The 22,589-nt window shown below is 65.0% G+C and carries 20 protein-coding genes; 16 read left to right on the top strand and 4 right to left on the bottom strand.

The features are described from left to right. Nucleotides 1-671 precede the first annotated feature (671 nt). The 9 genes from WMR31_RS05015 (at nucleotide 672) to WMR31_RS04975 (ending at nucleotide 7,934) form a co-directional block, all read left to right on the top strand. The gene (locus WMR31_RS05015) at nucleotides 672-1,682 is read left to right on the top strand and encodes an IS481 family transposase (RefSeq protein ID WP_340537674.1); all 1,011 of its coding nucleotides are present in this window, start codon (nucleotides 672-674) and stop codon (nucleotides 1,680-1,682) included. Between the two features lie 69 nt (nucleotides 1,683-1,751). Further along, nucleotides 1,752-2,264, top strand: coding sequence for a sigma-70 family RNA polymerase sigma factor (locus WMR31_RS05010; protein ID WP_340537673.1), 513 nt, complete (start codon nucleotides 1,752-1,754; stop codon nucleotides 2,262-2,264). Then, a complete protein-coding gene (locus WMR31_RS05005) occupies nucleotides 2,261-2,929 on the top strand; it encodes a hypothetical protein (RefSeq protein ID WP_340537672.1) in 669 nt (222 codons plus the stop codon). Before WMR31_RS05010 ends, WMR31_RS05005 begins: the two co-directional genes overlap by 4 nt. Further along, complete coding sequence (locus WMR31_RS05000; RefSeq protein ID WP_340537671.1) at nucleotides 2,913-3,935, top strand: zinc metalloprotease; 1,023 nt, start codon at nucleotides 2,913-2,915, stop codon at nucleotides 3,933-3,935. The genes WMR31_RS05005 and WMR31_RS05000 overlap by 17 nt, the downstream gene beginning before the upstream one ends. An 81-nt stretch (nucleotides 3,936-4,016) precedes the next feature. Continuing rightward, nucleotides 4,017-4,172, top strand: a complete 156-nt coding sequence (locus WMR31_RS04995; protein ID WP_340537670.1) for a hypothetical protein — start codon at nucleotides 4,017-4,019, stop codon at nucleotides 4,170-4,172. A gap of 75 nt (nucleotides 4,173-4,247) precedes the next feature. Beyond that, nucleotides 4,248-4,454, top strand: coding sequence for a KTSC domain-containing protein (locus WMR31_RS04990; protein ID WP_340537669.1), 207 nt, complete (start codon nucleotides 4,248-4,250; stop codon nucleotides 4,452-4,454). Nucleotides 4,455-4,530: 76 nt separating this feature from the next. Then, the gene (locus WMR31_RS04985) at nucleotides 4,531-6,513 is read left to right on the top strand and encodes a helicase HerA domain-containing protein (protein WP_340537668.1); all 1,983 of its coding nucleotides are present in this window, start codon (nucleotides 4,531-4,533) and stop codon (nucleotides 6,511-6,513) included. Nucleotides 6,514-6,637: 124 nt separating this feature from the next. After that, nucleotides 6,638-7,639: a zinc ribbon domain-containing protein gene (locus WMR31_RS04980; protein ID WP_340537667.1), complete on the top strand. Its 1,002-nt coding sequence runs from the start codon at nucleotides 6,638-6,640 to the stop codon at nucleotides 7,637-7,639. Nucleotides 7,640-7,652: 13 nt separating this feature from the next. Continuing rightward, the gene (locus tag WMR31_RS04975; RefSeq protein WP_340537666.1) at nucleotides 7,653-7,934 is read left to right on the top strand and encodes a hypothetical protein; all 282 of its coding nucleotides are present in this window, start codon (nucleotides 7,653-7,655) and stop codon (nucleotides 7,932-7,934) included. Between the two features lie 3 nt (nucleotides 7,935-7,937). Here the strand turns inward: WMR31_RS04975 and WMR31_RS04970 are convergent, their stop codons facing one another. The 4 genes from WMR31_RS04970 to WMR31_RS04955 form a co-directional block, all read right to left on the bottom strand. Continuing rightward, entirely contained in the window at nucleotides 7,938-8,822 is an 885-nt protein-coding gene (locus WMR31_RS04970; RefSeq protein ID WP_340537665.1) for a DNA adenine methylase, read from the bottom strand. A 40-nt stretch (nucleotides 8,823-8,862) separates the two neighbouring features. After that, nucleotides 8,863-9,234 (bottom strand): sulfate permease, encoded by a 372-nt coding sequence (locus WMR31_RS04965; protein WP_340537664.1) that lies wholly within the window; start codon nucleotides 9,232-9,234, stop codon nucleotides 8,863-8,865. Nucleotides 9,235-9,415: 181 nt separating this feature from the next. Next, on the bottom strand, nucleotides 9,416-12,937 hold the full coding sequence (gene mobF, locus WMR31_RS04960; RefSeq protein WP_340537663.1) for a MobF family relaxase: 3,522 nt from the start codon (nucleotides 12,935-12,937) through the stop codon (nucleotides 9,416-9,418). A gap of 820 nt (nucleotides 12,938-13,757) precedes the next feature. Continuing rightward, the gene (locus WMR31_RS04955) at nucleotides 13,758-14,714 is read right to left on the bottom strand and encodes an AraC-like ligand-binding domain-containing protein (protein WP_340537662.1); all 957 of its coding nucleotides are present in this window, start codon (nucleotides 14,712-14,714) and stop codon (nucleotides 13,758-13,760) included. A gap of 146 nt (nucleotides 14,715-14,860) precedes the next feature. Between WMR31_RS04955 and WMR31_RS04950 the strand changes: the two genes are divergently transcribed. The 7 genes from WMR31_RS04950 to WMR31_RS04920 all read left to right on the top strand — a co-directional run bounded on the left by WMR31_RS04950 (nucleotide 14,861) and on the right by WMR31_RS04920 (nucleotide 22,567). Next, nucleotides 14,861-16,420, top strand: coding sequence for a class I adenylate-forming enzyme family protein (locus WMR31_RS04950; protein ID WP_340537661.1), 1,560 nt, complete (start codon nucleotides 14,861-14,863; stop codon nucleotides 16,418-16,420). Then, on the top strand, nucleotides 16,417-17,793 hold the full coding sequence (locus WMR31_RS04945) for a class I adenylate-forming enzyme family protein (protein WP_340537660.1): 1,377 nt from the start codon (nucleotides 16,417-16,419) through the stop codon (nucleotides 17,791-17,793). The genes WMR31_RS04950 and WMR31_RS04945 overlap by 4 nt, the downstream gene beginning before the upstream one ends. A gap of 104 nt (nucleotides 17,794-17,897) precedes the next feature. Next, nucleotides 17,898-19,136 carry a 2,3-butanediol dehydrogenase gene (locus WMR31_RS04940; protein WP_340537659.1) on the top strand — a complete coding sequence of 413 codons (1,239 nt, stop codon included), beginning with the start codon at nucleotides 17,898-17,900 and terminating at the stop codon, nucleotides 19,134-19,136. Nucleotides 19,137-19,169: 33 nt separating this feature from the next. Further along, complete coding sequence (locus WMR31_RS04935; protein ID WP_340537658.1) at nucleotides 19,170-19,691, top strand: DUF1097 domain-containing protein; 522 nt, start codon at nucleotides 19,170-19,172, stop codon at nucleotides 19,689-19,691. 766 nt (nucleotides 19,692-20,457) lie between these two features. Beyond that, nucleotides 20,458-20,925, top strand: coding sequence for a hypothetical protein (locus WMR31_RS04930; protein ID WP_340537657.1), 468 nt, complete (start codon nucleotides 20,458-20,460; stop codon nucleotides 20,923-20,925). Next, a complete protein-coding gene (locus WMR31_RS04925; RefSeq protein ID WP_340537656.1) occupies nucleotides 20,910-21,869 on the top strand; it encodes a hypothetical protein in 960 nt (319 codons plus the stop codon). Before WMR31_RS04930 ends, WMR31_RS04925 begins: the two co-directional genes overlap by 16 nt. 23 nt (nucleotides 21,870-21,892) lie before the next feature. Next, nucleotides 21,893-22,567 carry an SAF domain-containing protein gene (locus WMR31_RS04920; protein WP_340537655.1) on the top strand — a complete coding sequence of 225 codons (675 nt, stop codon included), beginning with the start codon at nucleotides 21,893-21,895 and terminating at the stop codon, nucleotides 22,565-22,567. Nucleotides 22,568-22,589: the final 22 nt, after the last annotated feature.

Genomic DNA, 22,589 nt, shown 5'->3' with positions numbered 1-22,589 from the left:
CATCCTGCTCGTCCACGACCTCGACGTCCGCGTCATCGACGCCGCCACCGGCGAGCTGCTCCGCGAGCTCGTCATCGATCCCAACCGCGACTACCAACCCACCGGAGCACCCCGCGGACCCACCCGCACGACCCCGAAATGACCACTCCCGGACCTACAAGTTGTAGGTCCGGGAGTTTCCGATGTCCTGAGACATCACACATTGTAGCGGGGGCAGGATTTGAACCTGCGACCTCTGGACGAGATCGGCCACTACGGAAATGATCGGAGGATCGTGGGTCCCCTCGGGTTTACACGGGAAGACCTCACAGTCCACTTTGGAGTGTAACGGACCAGCATGGGATTGTGACCGACCATAAGTGGCCGGTTCGTGGCCACCTATCGAATCCCCATCTGTCGAGGGCACCCACTCGTCGCAGGAGCAGTCTGCCGACCACGACGGTGATCAAGGGCGGCACACCTGCGTGGCACGACGCTCCTTACAGAACCCGACGAGCTGGTCCCTCCCAGCTCAGACGAGCTCGGACTCGGGCCGGCGGCGCGCTAACTGTGATGCCCAGGCACGTTGGTCGAGGACCTGCGACGACACGGTCTGACTTGTAGATGGGCGAAGGCCTCCCGGTGTGGAGTGGAGCTGTCTAAGGAACCGCTCCGCCACCAAGGAGGCCTTCGTGTCCCACGCTACCCATGCCAACGCCGCCCTGACCCCGCGCGCCCGACTCCGGCTTGCACGACTTATCGTCGACGCCGGCTGGTCGCCCGCCCGCGCAGCCGAGCGCTACGACGTCTCCTGGCGCACCGCGAAGAAATGGGCCGACCGTTATCGCGAAGAAGGCCCGGACGGCATGCTCGACCGGTCCTCAGCCCCACACCGACAGCCGAATCGAACACCGGCACCGGTCGTGCGCAAGATCGTCCACCTTCGCTGGAAACAGCGACTCGGACCGGTCGAGATCGCCGACCGGCTCGGCATGGCGTCCTCGACGGTCCACGCAGTCCTCGTGCGCTGTCGAATCAACCGGCTCAGTCACATCGATCGTGCCACGGGCGAGCCGATCCGCCGCTACGAACACGAGAAGCCCGGCGACCTGATCCACGTCGACGTGAAGAAGCTCGGCAAGATCCCCGACGGCGGCGGCTGGCGCTACGTCGGTCGTCAGCAGGGCTACACGAACCGCGCTGCGACGGTCGAACGGACCGGCAAGCCGCGCAACAAGTGGCGCGACCCGGTGATCGGCACCTGCTACCTGCACACCGTCATCGATGACCACTCCCGAATCGCCGACGTCGAGGCCCGTGACGACGAGACGAAGGAGACCGCGACCGAGGTCCTCAAGAACGCGGTCGCCTGGTTCGCCGAGCGTGGCGTCACGGTCAAACGCGTGATCAGTGACAACGGCAGCTGCTACAAGTCGAACCTCTGGAAGCAGACCTGCACCGACCTCGGCATCACGCCGAAGAAGACCAGGCCGTATCGGCCGCAGACCAACGGGAAGATCGAGCGCTTCCACCGGACCCTGGCCGAGGGCTGGGCGTTCAAGAAGTTCTACAGCTCCGAGTCAGCCCGACTTGCGGCTCTGCCAGCATGGGTCCACGAGTACAACCACCACCGGCCCCACTCAGCAATCGGGAAGGCCGCACCCATCACCAGGTTGAACAACCTGGCTGGGCATCACAGCTAACTCGCCACGTCCCAGCCTCGACTACCAAGTACCGGCTCAACCGCCGGTAAGTTCAGAGGAGTGGGAGACGTGACCGAAGTTCCGCCACCGGATTGGGCGGCCCTATTTCAGAAGCATCGCGGCGCGATGTATGGGGTCGCCGCACGCACCCTGCGGGGTGCAGGCCGGGCTGTCGATCCCGCCGACGTCGTCATGATGGCGATGGAGTCCCTGATGAAGAAGCCGCCCACGGGGGTCAAGAACTGGGAAGCGCTGATGGTCGAGACGACCAAGAGGCGCGCTCTGGACGTCCTCAAATCCGCCGCCGTGCAGCGCACGTCTGCGAGCGAACTTGAGGACCACGATGGAGCATCCCCCGCGACTCTGGAAGATGACGTCCTCGACGCGATCACGCTGAGGGAGAAGGTGGCGCTCCTCGACGACCGCCACCGCCATGTCGCATGGGAGTACATCGCCAAGGGACGCCCCCGTGAGGAAGTCGCTGCTGGCCTCGGCGTCTCACCCGCCCGCATCAGCCAGATGGCGACCAAGGCATTGAAGGAACTGAAGGAAGCCCTAGAGAAGGAGGGAGTGAAACCATGACGGACGACCGCTGGGAGGAAGAGTTTGCCAAGCTGGTCGACGACCACGTTGCCGGCTTCAAGCGCTCCCGAGACAACCTTGCGCCTGCTCTCGTCCCCGAGGCGGTCGAGTTGCTCGACATCGCCGACCTGCTCTGGGAGGCGGCCCACGGCGCACCGCCGTTGGAGCAGGACCCTGTAGCGGCCATGCTCGGGCTGGTGCCGGATAGCAGCCGCTCGCTGAGCGACAGCGCTCTCAAGCAAGCCATGCAGACTGCCGGGCTCAAGCCGAGTTCCCTCGCCGAGAAGCTCACGGATCGCGGTTGGGAAGTCGCGACCCGCGATGTCTTCAACTGGCAGAACCGGGGTGACGTATCCGTACCTCCTGCCCTCATCCAAGCGATCGCCGAGGTGACCGGAACGACAGCCGACAAGCTGACGGTCGATCGTGGCGAATCGCCCGCACACCGAGCCCTCCAGTCAGTGACCTCGTCGCCTGCGTTCAAAGCGCTGGCCGAGCGTTGGGCACTGCTGCGCGGCACGACCATGAATCTGGGAGCCTCGGCGCTGGAGGCCAGGCTGGCCGCTTCGGTCTTCCGAGGTAGCACGCCGAGCGAAGAGCAGATGCTCGCGTCGCTGGAAGCACTGGTCGAAGCGCTGGAGTCGCGAAGTGACGAGGGTCGTTGAAGAATGTGCCGCGATTGCCCTCGCCGGGCTCGCGGACGAGATTGCTGCCCGCTTCGCCGGCGATCCTCTCGGCACACTTCGCAATGACATAAAGCTGACTGTCCGGGCAGTCGACCACCTCGACGACGCCCGGGCCGACGGCGGGGTCTGCGATGGAGTCTCCTACCTCAACGACGGCGTCATCCTCTACCGCAGCACAGGGAACCGTCGCGAGAACTTCACGCTTGCCCACGAACTCGGGCATTGGTTGGTCGACCAGGCCGACGCCATCTACGACGCGCTCGCCGACCTCGATGACGCCGCCAAACTGCTGGAGTCCGTGTGCGACCGGATCGCCCGGCTCCTCCTTCTGCCCGACGACCGGCTCACGAGTGTCGTGACCACCACCGCCGTGGAGGCAAGACACGTCACCGACCTGTATGACGCCACCAACGCCAGCATCCACGCATGTGTGATCGCCTTGAAAGACCGCCTGCCCGGCCTGGGCGCTGTCCTCGTCACCAGATGCGGCGAGGACGAGGTCCTCTATGCGAGCGTCCGACCGGACGACGAGCACGGGTGGCCCAAGGTCTACCCGTGGCCCGGGCAGCCGCTCCCCACAGCACACCCGCTGCGCAACATCCGCCCGGGCGGAACCCTTCGCCAGCGAACCTTCTGGACGATGCCCTGGGGCGAGCGCGCCGACTTCTACATCGACGCCGTCGCGGACTCCCGCCGGACGATCGCCGTCCTCTCCGCCGATGATCTCTGGCAGGCGGTGCGGTTCCACCCCACCACCAGGCGCGAGTTCGACCAGCGGCCCGAGTTGGCGGTCAACTGCTGCGGGCAACTGCACAAGTTCCGGGGATGGCCCTGCGGCACATGCGGCGAAGGCTACTGCCCGACGTGCGGCAACTGCCGGTGCCAGAAGCAGATGGCGGCCGAGGTTCTCTGCGCCGGGTCCTGCTTCATGCAGTACCTGCCTCATCTGCTCGATAAGAACGGGCTCTGCGAGGCCTGCCGCTAACTCGACCCCACGCCACCTCGACTACTAGGTGGGAGGACGCCACGACGTTCGGGCGGCTCTCGGAATCGAGGTGAGAAGCACATGGCGAAGAACACCGGACGCGGCCACCGCGTCGGTGCGGTGAAGGGGCGCAGCGAGTTCAAGGTCGGCCAGACCTGGTTCAAGCGCGACACCTCCACCGGCCGAATCATGAACGGGAGCACCCAGCAGCACAAGGGCGTCCGCAACGAGAAGTAGGCGTCCGGCGGTTAGCGGCCCTTGTGCCGCTAACCGCCACCGCCGACCGTCCAAAGGCACGCGGAAGGACTCAGCATGACCATGCACCCCGCAACCTCGACCAATGTCCTCAGCGTCGGGTACGAGCCGACCATGCGCACCTTGCGAGTCCAGTTCCGCGGCGGTGGCGTTTACGACTACTACGGAGTCGACCCTCACCTCTTTGAGCAGATGCTCTTGCCGAATCCGTGGCGGCGCATCGGGCGACTGGTCAAAGCACACCCGTACGCCAAGGTCGCCTGACCAGCGACAACACCATCAAGGAGCCCCAATGTCCCGGTCCCCGATTCTGTCGGACCCCACCCCTAGGGTTGGAGCCATGAGCATCAGTTCCACCATCGTGGAGTCCTCGCGCGCCTCTACGCCACTTGCAACCCTGGTCAACTCCGGCTGCAAGGCTGTCGGTGGCATCTTCCGCCTGGACTACGCCCGAGCCGTGGTTCTGACCGACGACTGGCGCAAGACCCAGGCCGGCGGCGTGCCGCACGGCGCTTTTCTCCTGGCGGCAGCCGGTGCGCAGACAGCGGAGGGCTTCGCACTCGACGATGAGGAACTGATCTTGCTGCGCGTCAGCGGCACCGCTCCTCTCCCCAACGAGTCCGACCTCGTCCAGACACGGCTCGCCGTCGTGCGCGACGCCGGTGACTCGGGCAAGGGCTTCGACGAGGTAACCGACGAGCTGACCCGCAACGAGCTCCAGCAGTCAGCGTTCGACTGCGACGTCATCGGCACGTTCTACGTCGACCGCAACGAGACGAAGATCCAGTTCGGCTCCGACATCGACAACGTGGTCTCGTCTGCGCGCTACCAGGTGTTCCTGCCCTCGCCAGACGTCCTCTCGTGGATCGCCTCGTACCCCGAGCCGGACGGCGACGACCTCCTCACCCTTGGGGCCGTCCGCTTCGCGTCGACGCGGCGTCGTGCTCGCGAGTCTGGGACCGACAACGCCGCTGTCCACGTACACATCGGCGATTTCGTCTCGCGCAAGACCGCCGTCTTCGGCATGACCCGCACAGGCAAGTCCAACACGATCAAGACCCTCGTGACAGCCATCGCGACCCAGGCGGCGAACTCCGGGACGTTGGTGGGACAACTCATCTTTGACCCCCAGGGTGAGTACGCGAACGTGAATGAGCAGGATCAAACCGGCCTGCGGCTGCTCGGCGATGAGAACAGGGTGAGGATTTACCGACTTGGCGCGAACGGCTCCGATCCGCAGGTGCTGCCGCTGGCCATGAACTTCTTCGACCCGGCCAACTTCGATGCCGTCGTCGACTTCGTCAACTCCGTCGTCAACGACCAGTTCGGCACCTACGCCTACGTCAAGACCTTCACGTCGATCAACTGGACCGAGCCGGATCGCGTTGCTGACCGTGGCGACTGGATCACTTGGACGAAGGCCGTCCTGGGGATGTACGGCTTGCTCGTAGAGTGCGGCATCTCGGCGCCCTCGTTTGCGGCGGGCGGTCTTGAGTTCGGATGGACCGACCCCCTATATCAGGCTTTCAACACGGCCAACCCTGGGCTTGTGGTCAAGGCAGGTAGCAACTACCGCGCCACGACTCCGGAGGCTGCGAAGCGCGTCATGCTGCACATGGCGAATGACGGCAGTTGGAATCAGCGCTCGACGGGTGGCGACACTCCGTTCAAGTTCATCGCCGACTTCAACAACCGTGCCAGTGGCAAGGCTGCGATTCGGCAGCTTCGTGAGTTCCATTCGACCAGCGCGACGCAGCGCGTGGAGGAGCAGATCTGGGACGACATGCAGGCAGGGCGTCTGGCGATCGTCGATCTTGCCCACGGCACCGGTGACGTCTCGAAGACGATCTCAGAGAACACGGTGAACTTCTTGTTGTCCCGCGCCAATGAGCGTTTCCGGTCGGGCCAGGACGCGGTGCCCTTCCAGATCGTCGTGGAGGAGGCCCACAACCTTTTCGAGCGTGGCGCAAAGGACGTGGCCGGTAACCCGTGGGTCCGTCTGTCGAAGGAGGCAGCGAAGTACCAGATCGGACTGGTCTACGCGACGCAGGAGGTCTCCAGCGTCGACCAGCGGATCTTGTCAAACACGTCGAACTGGCTCGTCGCGCACCTCAACTCAGACAACGAGACGCGCGAGCTCTCGCACTATTACGACTTCAAGACCTGGGCTGAGAGCATCCGCCGCGTGGAGGATCAGGGCTTTGTCCGAATGAAGACCTACTCCGGCAAGTACATCGTTCCGGTGCAGGTTGCGAAGTTCGACCACGCGATGATCAACGCTGCCCGTGCCGCCGCGGGCCTTCCGGTAGTTGAGGTCAAGTAGCGTGCCGTATCCCTCTGAGCGTGCCTCACGGCTGGGCCACGTCCCCGTCGTCAACAGTCAAGCTGTCCACGATGCCTTCTCACGGTGGGAGGTCGCACAGGCGACTCCTGCTGACGAGAACCGCGTGACCTCGCTGTGTCGCCCCGTCGAGGAACTCGACAACGCTGGGATCTCGGACGGCGTTCGGTTCGCTATCACGGTCGACGGCTCGGACACCGAGGTCGAGGCGACGCGCGAGCATCCGACCATCAAGGTCGGGTACGTCCGGGTCGCCGCATCTTTCGTCGACTTCGAGAAGCTCCATCAGGCCGGCGCAGGCGACTTCGTTGACCCGCATCTCTTGCGCGAGTCGCACCAGCACGCGGCGTTCGACCGTGCGTTGCCGGGCTCCGGTCTCGTCATTCCGGGGTCCACGGGCGTCGACACATGGAGGCAGGAGTTGGACCGTTTCCTCCATGAGACGAAGTTCGATCAGGCATCCGACCAGACGCTCGCCGACATGCTCTTGGCACTCCACGGATCGCCGAATGCCCCAGCGACTACTGCACCACTTCGGCGCTGCCCTTCGTGCGGCGCGAAGGACGCGCAGCTCTCCGGCGGGCAGATCGACATCCCCAAGGGCGGGACCAACTGCCCCGAGTGTGGGCAGAAGATCTACCTCGGTGACGTGCTCCGCACCGAGGAGGAGTACATGCCCGAGGGGTCCAACCGCAGTTCGCTGACGCGCATGATGCTGGTCGCCGAGCGCTTGACGTCACTCGGCTACATGCAGTTGCTGTTCGAGGACCCGCACAGTTACGACGTCTTAGGCAAGACGCTGTTCATTACAGACGGCCCCTTGGGCCTGCACGGCACCGTTGCCCCTCTGAAGCGGCGCTTCCAGGACTACCTCGCCGAGTTTGCGAAACAGTGCGCCGCCAACAACCGTCCTGCTGCGCCGCTGGTCGTCGGCGTCGAGAAGTCCGGCACCTTCGTTGAGCACGCGCAGCTCATCTCGCACCTGATCGGGCCGGGACACGTCATGCTCCCGACCACCGAGTACATCAACCGGATCACGGGACGGCCCGCCAACACCGTATGGGTCAGACGAGTTCTATGGCCGTCGCTTCATCTACCGCACCCATAGCGGCGGCATCATCGTGTTCACCGTTCCTCCGAAGCCGGGCGTCACGCCCTATGGAGACCCCGACGGCGAGCTCTGGTCGAGTTACCCCACGCTCCGTCCCGTCTGCGAGGTGCTCGACCATGTGCAGACACGGCTCTACGAGAACGCGGTCATCCCGGTGGCACTCGCCCACTCGGCCGCCTCGCTGCCACTGGGCGTCGGCCAGTCCGTCCTCCGTGCGCTGGTACAGCAGTCTCTGGGGCTGCCCACCCGCAGTCAGATTCGGCAGACCGGACCGTTCGTCGGGTCGCGCTGACCTTCAGATGAGTGCGTCAGACACGGGGTTCGACAGGACGATCAGCTCACTGGCTGCCGTGCGTTTGAGCTCGTCCTTGGTGCCCCGCAAGTGCGCGGAGTACAGCAACCGGAACTCCGAGACATCCCGAGCCTTGTAGAGGCTCCTGATCAGGTCGGCGACGTCGTACGTCAGAACCCAGTTAGTGTTCGCGTAGCCGTTCAGGACCTTCGCGAGCGCCATGTGGTCGTCTTCCTTGAAGGCGCTCATGTAGAGCGAGCTGCCCTTCTCGACGTAAGGCGGATCGACGTAGGCGAAGACGTTCTCCTTGGGGAGATACTCGCGAAGGCGCGCCGCTCCGTCCTGTTTGGTGACGCGGATCTTTCCGCTGAGCTCGGCAATCTTCTCGATGCGGCCCCGGAGAACTTCCTTGTCGAATCTGGCGTCGATCTTGTAGAACCCCGCCTGGGCGAACCCGCCAATCACCCCGGCCCCGAGCACCCCGGAGCGGCTCGTGCGGTTGAGGTAGAAGGTGGCGAACCCCAAGGCCAGGGGGTCGACCTCGGCGTCGTCACGACGGCGGTAGACCTCGCGCTGCGCCTTCCACTCGTCGATCGTCAATGGAGCACGCTCGAGTAGGCGGAGGAACGCATCCGAGTCCTTCACCATCGCCTTCCAGCAGGCGTGGATCGCGGGGTCAAGGTCGTTGATCACGACCATTCCCACAACATCCTTGAGGAGGAGTTCAAGGCCGGCCCCCGCCCCTCCGGCGTAAGGCTCGATATAGGTCGGCTTGTGGAGGCCGAGCGCGTTGATGGTGGTCTCGAAGAAGCCAGCGAGCGTCGCCTTGCCGCCTGGGTATCGCAACGGGCTGGCGTGGGAGCCGCGCCGGGCGATGACGTCGACCACGGTACCCCCTTCTGACTGACTTGGACGGTCTTCGTGCAGTCTAGGGAATCCCTCCGACCGAAGAGTGGCCGCCTCGGCCGGACGCGTAGCCCATCGTGACGAACTGATAACGCCGACGCAGCGACCGCTCCGCCAGCTGTGCCCGAAGCAGCAAGCAGACACTGACCGGGGCCATGACAGCGAACTTGAGGGTGTTCCAGATCAGGACGAGGACCACGATGTTGAGCCAGCCCGGCGAGCCGCGCGCGATCAGGGCGGAGGTGAAGCTCGCCGCGAAGAGGTAGGTGGGCACCAGCACCAACGCAGCAGGGATGCCCCACTTGTGACCGCGCCGGGTGCGGATGGCGTCGAGTGCAATGTTGCTGGGTGCGTAGCAGCGCAGGAACCAGCGGACTCGCGTGCTGAGGTTCACAATGAGCCGGAACATTGGACAGTCCTTTCGTAGGGTCCGGCAGCAAGAACCTTGAAGGACCATCCCGACTTCGGAGGGTCAATGCCGTCGCTGTGAGAGCGTCGGCGCCGCGTGAAGGCTGCCTCGTCTACGACGATACGCCACCCTGCCGACAAAGTGCGAGAACCGGGGTGACGCGCCGCTACAGGCCGATAGTGCGACTTGCGCTCGTCGTTGCCTGTGGGGACGTCTTGCGTGCGATTTGGCTGGCGCGCTCGGCAGCGGACCGGGTGCGGGCAGCGTCGTTACGCTGTGCCTCGTTCTGGGGCTGTGGTCCGAGCATCGAGGGGCTGGTGATGCCGTAGCGATCCCGGTAAGCGGCAACCGTGGCGACCTGCTGGAGCCAGCGGCGCCGCGCGCGCGAGTTCACAGGCGGCTGACCGAGCTTGTGCAGCCAAGGCGCTCGAGCAGCGACCGCACGCTCCGCGAGTTCGTGCGCGCGGGTCTCGATGAGTTCGCGTCGCTCGTCGAGCGCGGTACGCATCTCGGAGGTCATTTCACCCTGCGCTTCGGGGATGAGCCCGGCGATGAGTGCGGGCGTCTTGCGGCGACGGCCACCGGGCGGCTGCTTGGCGGCACGCTCCACGCGGTGCTGGAGCACAGCGGCTACGTCGACGGCACCGTCGAGGGAGCGTCGTGCGACGAGCTTCGGGAGGAGCTGGTCGACGTCGTGCCCGATGGCCTCGGCACGACGGAGCGCAGCGGTGAGCGGCCCGAAGGCATCCGAGGTGAGGACTGCTTCGACGTGCTCAGGTGGGAGGTTGCTGGCCCGCACGAGCCGGGTCCAGCGGTCGCGCTGTGCGGCGGCTGCGATGGTGTCGTACTCGGCACCGATCTGAGCGATGGAGGTCTTGGCTTCCTGCTCGGCTTCGATCATCTGGTGGGCCGACAGTTCGACGCCGGAGTGCTGGAGCACGCCGTAGAGAACAGTGCGGGCGTTCACGTCGTCGGGGTACGGTGCGGCGTGGCTGTCGTCGGGCTTGTCGAGGGCGACGTAAGCAATGTTGGAGTCCCGGCCTCGGGTCATGGAGACGTAGAGGTTCTCCCGAGTGGTGGTCGCGGACACGACCACATGAGCGGTGTCGACGGTGATGCCTTGGGCACGGTGGGCAGTGATGGCGTATCCGAGGTCGACGTGCTCGGCAACGTAGTCGGCCGGCAGGGCGACGGTGGCTGCCCAGCGGAGTCCCTGGCGTCGCACGACGAGGGTGCCGTCGGGACGGACATCGGTGACCTTCCATCGGTCGCCGTTGCGGACCCAACCTCCACGAAGCGACCGCAGGCGGCGATCGTTCTGCCTGGTGATGACCAGATCACCGACAGAGGCCCGGGCACCTTCGGCGAGGACGGCTTCGCGGGTGGCGTCGGTTTCGCCGTCGAGGATTCGTTCGGCCCGCGCTCGGGCGTTCAGGGCTGCGACGGCTTGGCTGGACTCGGTGACCAGCACGCTGGCGAGTCCGGCTTGTGAGTCAGCGCGCCAGGCCAGGTAGGCGGCGTCGATCATCTCGTCGGTCGTACCCTCCCGGAGGCGCTTCTCTCGGGAGTAGGTGCCGATTGCCTCGACGCGTCCGTCGCGCAGGTCGAGGGAGGCGGTCTTCTCCCATTCGTGGGCGAAGCGGTGGATGTCGCGCAGTTCAGGGGTGTCGTCGCGGGCGGACGCGAGCAGCGCGAACGCGCCTCCGGCGTCCACGGACTGCAACTGCGCCCAATCGCCAACCAGCAGGAGCTTGGCTCCTGCCTCGGCGGCGACGGCAGCGAGCCGGTCGAGCGTACGGGTGCTGGCCAGGCTCGCTTCATCCACGATGACGAGCTGGTCCTTGGCGAACCCGGCGCGGTGGTTGTCGTACTCGTGGAGCCACTTGGCGGTGTTCTCACACGCGATGCCGATGTCATCCGCGAGCACCTGCGCCGCTGCTGCCGAGGGCGCAAGACCAACGATGCTGTTGGTGCCGTGCTCCGTGCTCCATGCGCCGCGCAGGGCACGCATCGCGGTCGTCTTCCCTGCCCCGGCAGGTCCGACGAGCAGGTCGATTCGGCGGCCGGAAGTAGCGATCGCGGTCAAGGCAACCGTTCGCTGGTCGCTCCGTTGCTGGCCGTCGGCCGGGCGAACTGCGACGGCCCGCACGACCTTGGCCGGAACGACAGCGGCGGTGCGGTCCTCAGCACCTGCCAGCAGCCGATCCTCGGCAGCCAAAGTCTCAAGCGATGAGTAGACGACCGAGTGGCGGGGACGGAAGACGCTGGTCCCGTCCTCGCGGCGGAACTCCGCCGGACTGAGCGCGAGCTCGCCCGGTGTGAGCGCGATGGAACCCGCCTCGGCAGCCTCGACGATCATGGCCGTGATCGCCTCGCGGTCCTCGACGCTGGCGAACCGCCAGCCCATCGTCTGCCGCGCGGCCTCTGCCCACAGGTTCCAATGCCGCCAGGTGGCGCGCTTCTCGCTCACCGTCGAGACGACCCGCGTACCAACGTCTCCGATAAGGTCGAGGGGCACGTCACTGGCACGCAACACCTGCGGCGCCGATCCTGACAGGGGTCCGGTGGCGAGGTTGCGTGCCCATTGCGTCGGGTCTTCATCGAGCAACCGTGCGGCCCGCGAGCGCCATGCTCCGGTCAGTTCGGCGAGTGAGTGGACGTGCTTCTCAGGCCGGGTGGCGAGGGTGGCCTGGGCGCGGAGCTTGATGACGGTGGTGCGTGAGGGTTGCCGTCCGTAGCGGGCGACGTACTCGGCGATGCGGCGGTCCTTCTCGATCTCGATAGCCCGCCCGCGTGCGGAGAACTCGGTCACGAGCCGGTCAGGAACCCCGACGATCTCCCACGACGGGTTGCGGTCCTCACCACGGGCACGCTGCTCCCAGCTGATCCCGAAAGTGCCAGTGAGCCGGTCGGCCAGCACCGCGTTGTAGTGCTCCGAGAGAGCAACGACGGCGGCGTGCATCGGGCGGCTGTCCAGGCTGCGCCACTTGCCGTCCAACAGCGTCTTCACCTTGTTGCTGATGACGACATGGGTGTGCAGTTGCGGGTCGCCACAGCGAGAGTCCCAATGGTCGTACGCCGTCGCTGCGACACCTGCCACGTCGACCTGTGCAACCGCCCCATCGTGGGCTACAACACCCGCGCGAGTGGCGGCAACCTCGCGCTCCAGGAACGCAACGACCTCTGCAACCGCGGCATGGTGGGCCTCGACCAGCATCTCCTGCGTACCGGCGTCTGCGACGCCCCACAGCACCGAGACCGACTTCGGGACCGAGAACGTGTAGTCGTAACCCGCCACGGCACGGTTCTTGCCCTTCTCGGTCTCCTCAGCCTCGATCCGCGCCATCTCGACATCGCGTTCCTCGCCGCTCAGCCCCGAGTCGAGTTCCGCGACTCGCGCGGTGATCCGGTCGGCAACGGACTGGTACTTCGGGAACGCCCGGCCCAACTGATCGCCCGTGATCGGGTCACGGCCCTGCCCGAGCAGCAGCGCGAGCTGGTCCTCACCAACCGTCGCACCGGGCGTCAGTTGGCCGTCACCGAAGGCGTGAACACCCGTGCCGAGCCAGTAGCCGGGAGGGGTTCCCGCCTCCTCGTAGTACCGCGTCAACGGCGTCGAGAGCGAACGGTTCCCGTCCCCGGCCACGACCGAACGCAGCAGGTACTCATAACCATCTCCAGCGCTCATCACGCGCATCGAAACCGTCACGAAGCTCAGGTGCGCACTGAACCCCCCTCGATCTGCCAGACGTTTGGCGGGGAGGATGAGGTGACAGCACGGCCGAAACCAGCTCGGCGAGAGAGGGATAAGTGCGACAATCAGCACCCCGATTGGCCCAGTAGAGGAGCGGGGCAGCACGATATTGCAGGTCGCTGACTCCAGATCACCGCATACAGCAAGGCAGGCGTATGCCGGTCGCGGACACTGCCCCCAAAGCGCTCGGCGGACAATTGACCAGCGAACGCTTCGTCCGGACGGGACTCACCCGTCACCTTCCTACCCGGCTCCAGCAGTCGAGCAGCGGCTACCGCTGCCGCGGTGACGGTTGCCGTCACCAGATTCCCACCACAGCGCGGCGCACAGGACGGCCTGCCCCGCGCTTGATCGCAGCACTCCCTCCAGTGGCGCCCATTGAGTGGTGGTATCAGGACCAAGGCCGGGCGGCCGGGTCAGCGCCCAAGCAATAGCTCCGTCACGGGCGCCACGGGGCGCCGCCAAAGCCCAGGCCCGGCGGCCGTCCTAGCGACCCTTGGTCGTTATAAGCGGCCCTTGGTGGCTATTGGGGTATCAAGTGCGAGACCGGTGGGCGTCCACGCGATGCCCGCATCGACTCCGTCGGCCTCATCCCCATCAGTGCCCGCGAAGGCCAACCTTCCAACTACTTCTAATCCATGCCACTAGGACCAACCTCATCCAATGGACCGTCATCAACTCGGCAAGGCCGGATCACAAAGCCGTTGATCAGCAAGACGGCTAACCACATCTACCGTGTGGGGACCGCGAACAACTACCGCAATGCTCGTGAGGACCCGTCTCGGCGTTCAGATGGGGTGACTCCGAATCGTTGCCGAAACGTGCGGCTGAAGACCGATGGATCCCTGAATCCGTTTTGAATCCGGATGTCAGCAATCGAGGAGTCAACGCGCAGCGGATCAGCCAGTTCTTCCCAGCACCGAGTCAAGCGAGTTTCGCGCAGCCATGCGCTAAATGTGGCGTCTTCCGTCGAGAAGACGCGGTGAAGCTGCCGTACTGAGATTGACATTGCGTTGGCCACGGCGGCGGGGTCCAGGGTTGGGTCTGCGATGCGGCTCATGGCGTATGTCTTGCTTCGCCGGAGAAGCTCGTCCGTTTCGATTCGCGGATAGCGGATGTCTTCGGAGCGAAGACTTGATCCGAGGAGATCGATGGCGACCTGTCCAAATCTTCCGCGTTCGGAATCGTCGTAGAGGGTCTCCATTCGAGCAAGGTTGATGAGATAGGTGGCGACCAGGCGGCCGCGGCTAGTGTCGCCTCGCACGATCCGCGCGCTGTCACGCAGACTCTCGACACCGATACTCGTCAAATGGTGACGTGAAAGTTGGAACACGAGGTGATCAAAGTGGGGACCTTGGAAGTCCACCCGATAGGGCCGCTCGCTGTCGAATAGGGCGAAGTCACCCGGCTGCAGAAGGATCTCCCGTCCATCTTGAAATCCAACCGTGCGGCCCCGCATCTGCAGTGCAACCAAGAAATCGTCGCTGTCGCTGAGACGAATGTTGCCAGGGGTCCGGGCAGCAATCATCGGGTCACAGGCAATGCGGGTTGCTCGAAGATCCCCGTAGGTGCGGGTTCGGACCATTCCGCGGTAGTCGCGCAGAGTGTCGTGGGTGACTTCGAGTTCAACGAAACTGCGGCAGACCACCTTTCGCCAGAACTCGTTGCGATCGCTCAGGGGCACTTGCCCTGTTGACAGAGTGATCTCCATCACTCGACGGTACGGGGTCGTGCTCAGCGCGGACAACTCGTCGTTGACTTTCCGTGCCAGAACCGTTGCGCTGCAGCGCCAGCACCCTTGAGGCGGCCCGAGTCGTTCCAATCATTGGGCAACACTACGCTCAAGGAGGAACGGACATGAAGGTACGGGCAGGCATGCTGGCCGTGGATGCTGCGACACGATTCGGGGCTTCTACCGCCCTGACGTTCAACGGAGAACACACCACTTTCTCCGAGCTCGATCGCGCGGCCAACCGGGCCGGCAACAGATTGCGCCACGTCGGCCTGGCTGAGGGCGAAGTGGTCGGTGTCTTGATGTACAACCGCCCAGAGGCGGTGCACCTGTGGCTGGGTCTCGAGCGAGCTGGATTGCTGCGCGTCACCCTCCACAGCCACTTTGAGATGCAGACCCACGTGGACCTGCTCACCCACTTGGGGTCGTCGACAATTGTGTTCGACTCACGATTCACATCATTGGTCGAGTCCTGCCTCGACCAGCTCGAAGGCTTCCGGCTGATCGCTGTAGGCACCGATGCCCCCGATTGGGCCACTCCGTGGGACGAGGTGACCTCCGCGGGAGACGACGAGCCGTGGTACTTGGAGGTCGACGAAGACACTCCCGCATTCATCCAGCCAACCACTGGCACCACCGGCACACCGAAACCGTGGATCGTAACCCATCGGTCTTGGGCGGCAGTGGTGAACCAAAACCTGCTGCACCTAGACACCTTTGATGGCGATCTGTCCAGTCTCGGCCCGAATGACGTGTGGATGCATGTGCACGCGCTGCAGTGGGCCACTGGGTTCCAGTTGTTGTACCCGCCCATGCTCCGCGGAGCACGCACTGTCCTGGTCGATGACTCCGACTTCGACCCCGAAGCCGTCCTGGACGAGATCCTGGCCGAAGGAGTGACGGGCCTGTTGTTGCCGGCACCGATGCTGACCCCCATCCTCGATGTCATCGAGGCCCGAGGCCGCGTGGAGCACACGATTACCCGCCTGGTGATCTTCTTCGCCAGCCCTGAACTTCTGGATCGTGTGACAAAACTGCTGGGCCCTGTGTGGTGCCACGGATTCGGATCCACCGAGCAGGGCGCAGTTACCACCCGGCTACTCCCCAGCGAGGTCACCGACCATCCCGTACGCCTGGGAAGCGTTGGCCGGGCGGCATCTCCGTTCTTCGAGGTCGCTATCTTCAACGACCGTGGCGAACGGGCATCTACCGGGCAACTGGGCGAGATCGTGGTCCGAAGCGCCATGTCGACCAGCACCTACTGGAACATGCCGGACCGCACCGAGCGAGTCTTCCATCCCGGAGACTGGTTCCGACCTGAAGACATCGGCTACCTCGATGAAGACGGGTTCCTCTACTATGTCGACCGAGCCGTCGACTCCATCGCCACGCCCGAAGGCACGGTGTACCCACACTCGGTCGAGAACGCAGTCCTACGCCACCGCTCGGTTGCCAACTGCGGCGTGGTCAGCGACGGCAACGGAGGCGTGATCGCCGCGGTCGCCCTCAAGCCCGGCACCGCTAACACTGTGGAGCTCCGCGAGGAGATCAGGGCTGCCGCGGCGCCGGGCCTGAAGGAGCACGAGGTGCCCCGGATCCTGGTCATGGACGAGCTGCCGACCGTCCTGGGCGGAGCGAAGGTGCAACGCGGACTTCTCCGCGAACAGGTCGCGGGCACTCGATGACAGCCACCTCTGAGGCTCTTGAGGCTGCCGGCGACAAGGTTCTGCTGTTCGACACCCACGGACACTCCCGAACAGGTAACGAGCTGCTGGAGTCGGTGGGAAAGGTCGCGGGGGCCCTGCATGATGCGGGCCTGAGCGAGCGTGCCATCGGGTACTGGTACACCAACAGTATCGCAGCGTTCGAGGCTGCCCTGGCCATCGAGTGGGTAGGCGGCACCCGGGTCCCAGTCGACCCGGGCGCCGCCGTCACCGAGGCGCAAGCCATCTGGTCCGCCGCCGGAGTCATGGGCCGTATCTCAGATGCTGCCCACGCTAAGGGCATACCAGTCGACGTGATTCACGACGACGACACACCGGCACACGGTGCTGCCCGGGGGCCGCTGAAATCAGTCCCGAGTCAACGCACCTACCTGCTCTACCCCCGAGCCGTGCAATCCGGGGAACTGCTCGCCGTCCCAATCTCGTACGGGAACTGGGAAGCGACGATGATGCTGAACACGGCACTGTACCGCTCCGGGGCCTACGGTCCAGGCTTTGGTGAAGACGAGTGCTTCCTGACCGTGCAACAGCTGATGCACGGCACAGGGCTGGTCGGGTCGTTCCCATTCCTGCGGATGGGCCTAGCCCAGTACGTGTTCGAACAGTTCGACGCCGACCATGTGCTCGACCTCATCGAAGACGGATCGATCACCTCAACCATGATGGTGACCGCAATGGTCGAGAGGCTCGCCGACAAGCTAGACGAGCGCCCGCGGAGCCTCGGCAATCTTCGAAGATTGCTGTACGGGGGCGCGCCGATGCCGGCCGAACGGCTCCAGCATGTGTCCGCGCTCATGCCGGACGTTCTCGTGCAGATCTACGGCCGACTTGAGGGTGGCTGGCCTCTTGCTGTCCTCGACCAACAAGCCCATGCAGCGATAGCTCAAGGCGATCCGCGCGTCACCAGTTGTGGGCAACCAGTGGCCGGCCTAGAGCTCGCCTTGCGAAGCGGCGGCGAGGTCGCGGTGCGCTCAGCCATGGTGGTGGACGAGTTCGCCGATCCCGACGGGTGGTGCGGCCTCGGCGACGTCGGCATGCTCGATGACGGACACCTCTACCTGCGCGGGCGACTCGATCGGATGATCAACACCGGCTACCACGTCTACCCCTCAGAGATCGAAGCGGTGATCCGAGAGATCGACGAGGTCGACGACGTGCTTGTGCACGGAGAACCCGATCCGAAGTGGGGCGAACGAGTCGTTGCGGTCGTGGCGTCCGGGGAGGCAGATGCCGTCGCACTCAAGGCGCGTCTCGATGCCCATGTGCGGTCACGACTCGCTGCCTACAAGGCCCCTCGCAAGTACGTCGTTGTCAATCAGCTGCCTGCAACCTGAGGATAAACGGCCGGCGGCAAGACCTTCATGTACGCCCATTCGCACGCATCGGCTGGTCCGGAGCACGTCTCCCGGACCAGCCGATACACGTTTCAAACCAGGCTTTGATCGGCGTCGCCAGCGACTTGACCCACAGTGCCGAACTGATTGACCACCGGTGCCGCGATCCTCTCAAGGACTCCATTCAGCGCCATCGTTGCCAAGAACAAGGCCACAGCGATGGCAACTGCTTCGAACATGACCGCCGCGAGGCAAAGGATGGAGTTGGAGAGATGAAGGCACTGCGTTACTACGGTCCGAAGGACTTGCGCATCGACGAGATCGAGGAACCGGAGGTCCGTGAAGGGCACGTGAAGATCCAGGTCCAGTGGTGCGGCATCTGCGGCACCGACCTGCACGAGTATTTGGGAGGTCCCATCCTGATCCCGGGCTCCGAGAATCCCCACCCGCTGACCGGTGAATCCCTCCCGGTGACCATGGGACATGAGTTCACCGGTATTGTGGTGGAGATCGGCGAAGGCGTCGAAGGGTTTGCGGTCGGCGATTCCGTCATTGTGGAGCCGACATTGCGCGACCACACCTGCTACCAGTGCCGGCGCGGCGCACACAACCTCTGCCCGCAGATCGGGTTCTACGGGCTCTCGGGACTCGGCGGCGGACTGGCCGAGTATGCGGTCATTGACGCTCGCAACCTCTACGTCCTGCCGGAGTCCGTGCCCACCGACGTGGGCGTGCTGATCGATCCCCTCGTTGTCGCGTGGCAAGCCATGCGAGACTCGGGCTACAAGCCCGGCGACACCGCGCTCGTCGTGGGCGCAGGTCCGATCGGTCTCGCACTGCTCCTTACCCTGAAGGCAAGCGGAGCACGCTGGGTCGGCCTCAGCGAAATCGCGGAGAGCCGCAAGGAACAAGCCGTGGCATTTGGTGCCGACGCGGTGTTCGACCCGCGTCAGGTCGACGTCGCAGAGCAGGTGCGCGAGCACACTGATGGACTCGGCGCCCACGTCGCCTTCGACGCTTCCGGGCTGCCACAGACCCTGGAGACCGCGATCCACGCGGTACGCCCTGAGGGCACGGTGTTCAACGTCGCCATCTGGGAAGAACCAGTCGCGATCGACATGAACCTCCTGGTCATGGGTGGAAAGAAGATCGCCTCGACGCTGGCATTCGCAGACGTCCACACCAGCGTAATCGCAGCACTTGCGGACGCCCGGATCCGGCCCGCCGACATGATCACCAAGCGCGTCGCGCTCGAAGACGTCATCGAAGACGGCTTCGAAGAGCTCATCCGGAACAAGGACGAGCACATCAAGATCATCGTCTCCCCCTCCGGCCTGGCCTGAGCCGGGCAGAAGCTTCTGGAAGGAGTTCCTATTGTGAGTCCCACCAGTGCCATGGCCACAGCCGCCGGCTTGCTCGCTGGCTTGTCAGTGCCGCTCACCTCGGCACTCGACGTGCCGACCTGGCTGGTCTTTCTTGCCTGGTCCACCTACTTCTTCTGCGGTACAGGCACCGCAGCCCTTCGCGCACAGTTCGCCACTAACAGTTGGGGCATCCTGCTCGGTGCCGCCACCTTCGCGATCATCGTCCATTTCGAGGCGTCCACCTGGGGATCGGCGGCCGTAGTGGCAGTCGCTGCCTTCTGCGTGGCCCAGTCAGGCCGGATCCCCGTCTTCAGCGCGGCGCCCGGGCTGTTCATCGGATTCGCGATGATCGCTGCCGCAGTACAGGTCGCCGACGTCTCCATCACCGCTATCAGCTGGGACAACCCCCTCGTGCTCGCCCTGTGGACCGTTGTCCTGGGCTCGGTATTCGCGGTCGTCACCGAGTTCATCGCTAACACGTTGGCCTCCGACGACCAGGACCACGCGGCCCCAGAAATGGCCAGCGAGCCCTGAGCGGTCCACCACCCCGCACCGAATTTGCGGTCCGCCCGGTGGCGCCATCTGTCGTGGCACGCCGGGCATCCGTGCCACGAGCCGTGCGGCCTGGTGATGGAGCAGCGCGGTTAGTACCCAACCACGACCGAGGCCCGGTTGCTTGTCTCGAAGGCAGATCCGTGTGGGCTAGGCGAGACACCAGGTCGCTGCTACGTCAAGGAGAGGCGATTGGAGTTGGTTGGAGTGGTCGACCGCACTCGTCGTGATTGGGGTACTTACGAGCTGGACGACCTAGGCGTAAGCAGCGCGTAGGAGGAGGTCTCGGGATAGTTGACCATCGGGTCCGGTCCGTCTCCAAGATGAGAGCGTTAGCCCCCCCCCCCCCCCCCCCCCGAGTCAACGGGTCAAACCTTAACGGTGTTGCTCCTGGTGGCCCCGCGGCCCGGAGCCCGATCTGGCTGAGTTTGGAGGCCGCAGAGCACTTTCCCTCTGAAAGACCACCGATCAGGGAGTCAGGATGACAGTGAGAGGCAGCAGAGTCCGCATACCCGAGTATGACGCGAAACACGAGAGCTACCTCGCCGGTCCGTCGGCAAGGTGCCATCTACATACCGCGCCAGGAACTCTGGCGGATGGCCGCTGGATCCCGGTTATGAGACTCAATCGAATAGCCACACGCGTAGCGGCGGCAGCACTGGTTGTCGTCGCTATCGGTGCGTGTTCCGACGACGGCGATGATCCCGGAGCGAGCGGGAGCCCTACTCCAAGCTCGCCGGCCCCGAGCGTGACTGAGTCAACGCCGCCATCTGAGTCCGAGAGGGCTTCAGAGGCGGCGTCTGCCGTCCTGCGGGAGTACTTCGCGACGGTCGATCGCGTTCGGAAGGACACCTCCGTTCCCGCAAGCGCCCTAGATGCCGTCGCATCGAGCACCCAGCTCACCGCTCAGCAGAACCTGCTCAAGAGCCAGCGATCTGACGGTCTCAGCCAGATCGGCGATACGAGGATTGTCGAGGTGAAGGTCGAGTCGATCAGTCTCGACAACCCGGCGACGGCGCTCATTGACCTGTGTTGGGACGTGCGCGGAGTGGACATCATCGACTCAAACGGCAAGTCCGCTGTGTCGCCCGAACGCAAAGATGTCGGCTGGACTCGATACACGGTGACCAACGACAGCTGGCACTCGGACCCCGAGGACGGCTGGCGGGTGTCGGGCGGCGCCGATCTGGAGCGAGAGCCATGCGCCGGCTCCTGATCGCCGTCATCGTGATCACGGTCCTCGGCGGGGGGCTGGTTGTGTTCAGCGCTGTCCCGGCGCAGGCTGACACCGTTTGCGGGCAGGTCGACCCCACATCGGGCAAGTGTCTGATCTGGATCGAGGTCCCTGCCACCCCGGGAAATCCCGGCGATGACCCCGACGACGGCCCCAAGGACACCGGCTCGGGGAAGTCGTGTTGGTGGGACGGTCGGCCGCAGAACATCCACAACCCGCCGCCCGGTCCTGTTCCGTGCAACAGCGAGTACGGCTACTGGTCCAACACCTGGAACTGCTATATCCAACTCCTTCACCCTCAACCTCCGGCGGGCGATCCAAGCCGGCAGGGTCACGAGCCCGGTGACGGGGCCGTCTACCAGTGCTATCAGCACTATCCCGACCTGCTCATCTGGATCTGGTCGGCGGACCCTCCGCCTGACTCCGGTAACGGTCCGACGCCACGCGAGGTCGCCCAGATCGCAATCGAGCAGATGGATCTCCGCGCAATCGACATCGGCATCACCCCCAGGCCGGGCGACGGCAGCGTCGGCATCGTCGGGATGCCGGTGTGGATGTGGGCAGCCAACCCGGACAGTCACACCGTCGGTCCGATCACTGCTTCCGCATCCGCAGGTGGCCTCACAATCACCGCCACGGCGCGGCTGCACAAGATCACCTGGGACATGGGTGACGGCACCAAGGTCATCTGCACCAAGCCGGGCAAGCCGTACAAGGCGGCGTACGGCGACATGAAGTCGCCCGACTGCGGCCACGTCTACACCACGTCGAGCTCGTCGAAGCCTGATCACAGGTTCGCGGTCACGGCGACCTCGGACTGGGTCATCGACTGGGAGGGCGCAGGGCAGACGGGAACCATCCGGCTGAACGGACTCGTCCGGGAGGCCCAGATCGCCATTGGAGAAGCGCAGGTGCTCGTGCAGTAACCGGCAGAGGAAGGCAGCGAAGTATGAGCAAGACAGCCACCCGAGACGACAGGACACTCGACCCCGAGTCGAGTCCCGCCGCCAGTAGCCTTGTGCCGCCACCGAAGCTGCGCCGTCGGCCCGCTCTCGTCGTCGTCGCGGTTGCCTCCGTGCTGCTGGGTGCCCTGCTGGCGGCGTGGGCGTGGACGTCCACGACGAACACACAGGAAGTCCTCGTTGCCCGGCACACCATCGAACGGGGCGCGGTCATCGGGGCCGATGACCTGGCTCGAGTTCGGCTGAGCGCGGACCCGGCACTCAAGCCCGTGGCGGCGAGCCAGTTCGATCAGGTGGTGGGGCAGCGCGCAGCGTACGACGTCGCCGCAGGCGCGATGCTCACTCCTGACTCGATCACGACGGCGGTCGAGCCCAGCGGCAACAACTCCATCGTCGGCGTCGCCCTGAGTCCTGCGCAGGCACCTGGACTCGAACTGGTCACCGGCGATCGGGTGCGGGTCGTCGTGACTCCGCCGCAGGGCGCGGAGTTGCCTGCGGGTTCGCCGACGTTCAGCGACGCGACCGTGGCCGGCGTCCACGTCTCGGTGGAGACCGGGCAGAGGATCGTTGACCTGCTCGTCCCGCACGCCGACGCCGCCGTGCTGGCCGCCCGCGCGGCCACCGGCAACGTCTCCTTGGTCCTGGACTCGCGGGAGCGCTGATGGCTGTCATCGCACTTGCTTC

Origin of the sequence: Nocardioides epinepheli (assembly GCF_037936805.1) — a bacterium.
GTDB lineage: Bacteria > Actinomycetota > Actinomycetes > Propionibacteriales > Nocardioidaceae > Nocardioides.
Note: the sequence above shows the minus strand (reverse complement) of the source record. Positions and strands in the feature narration are given on the sequence as shown.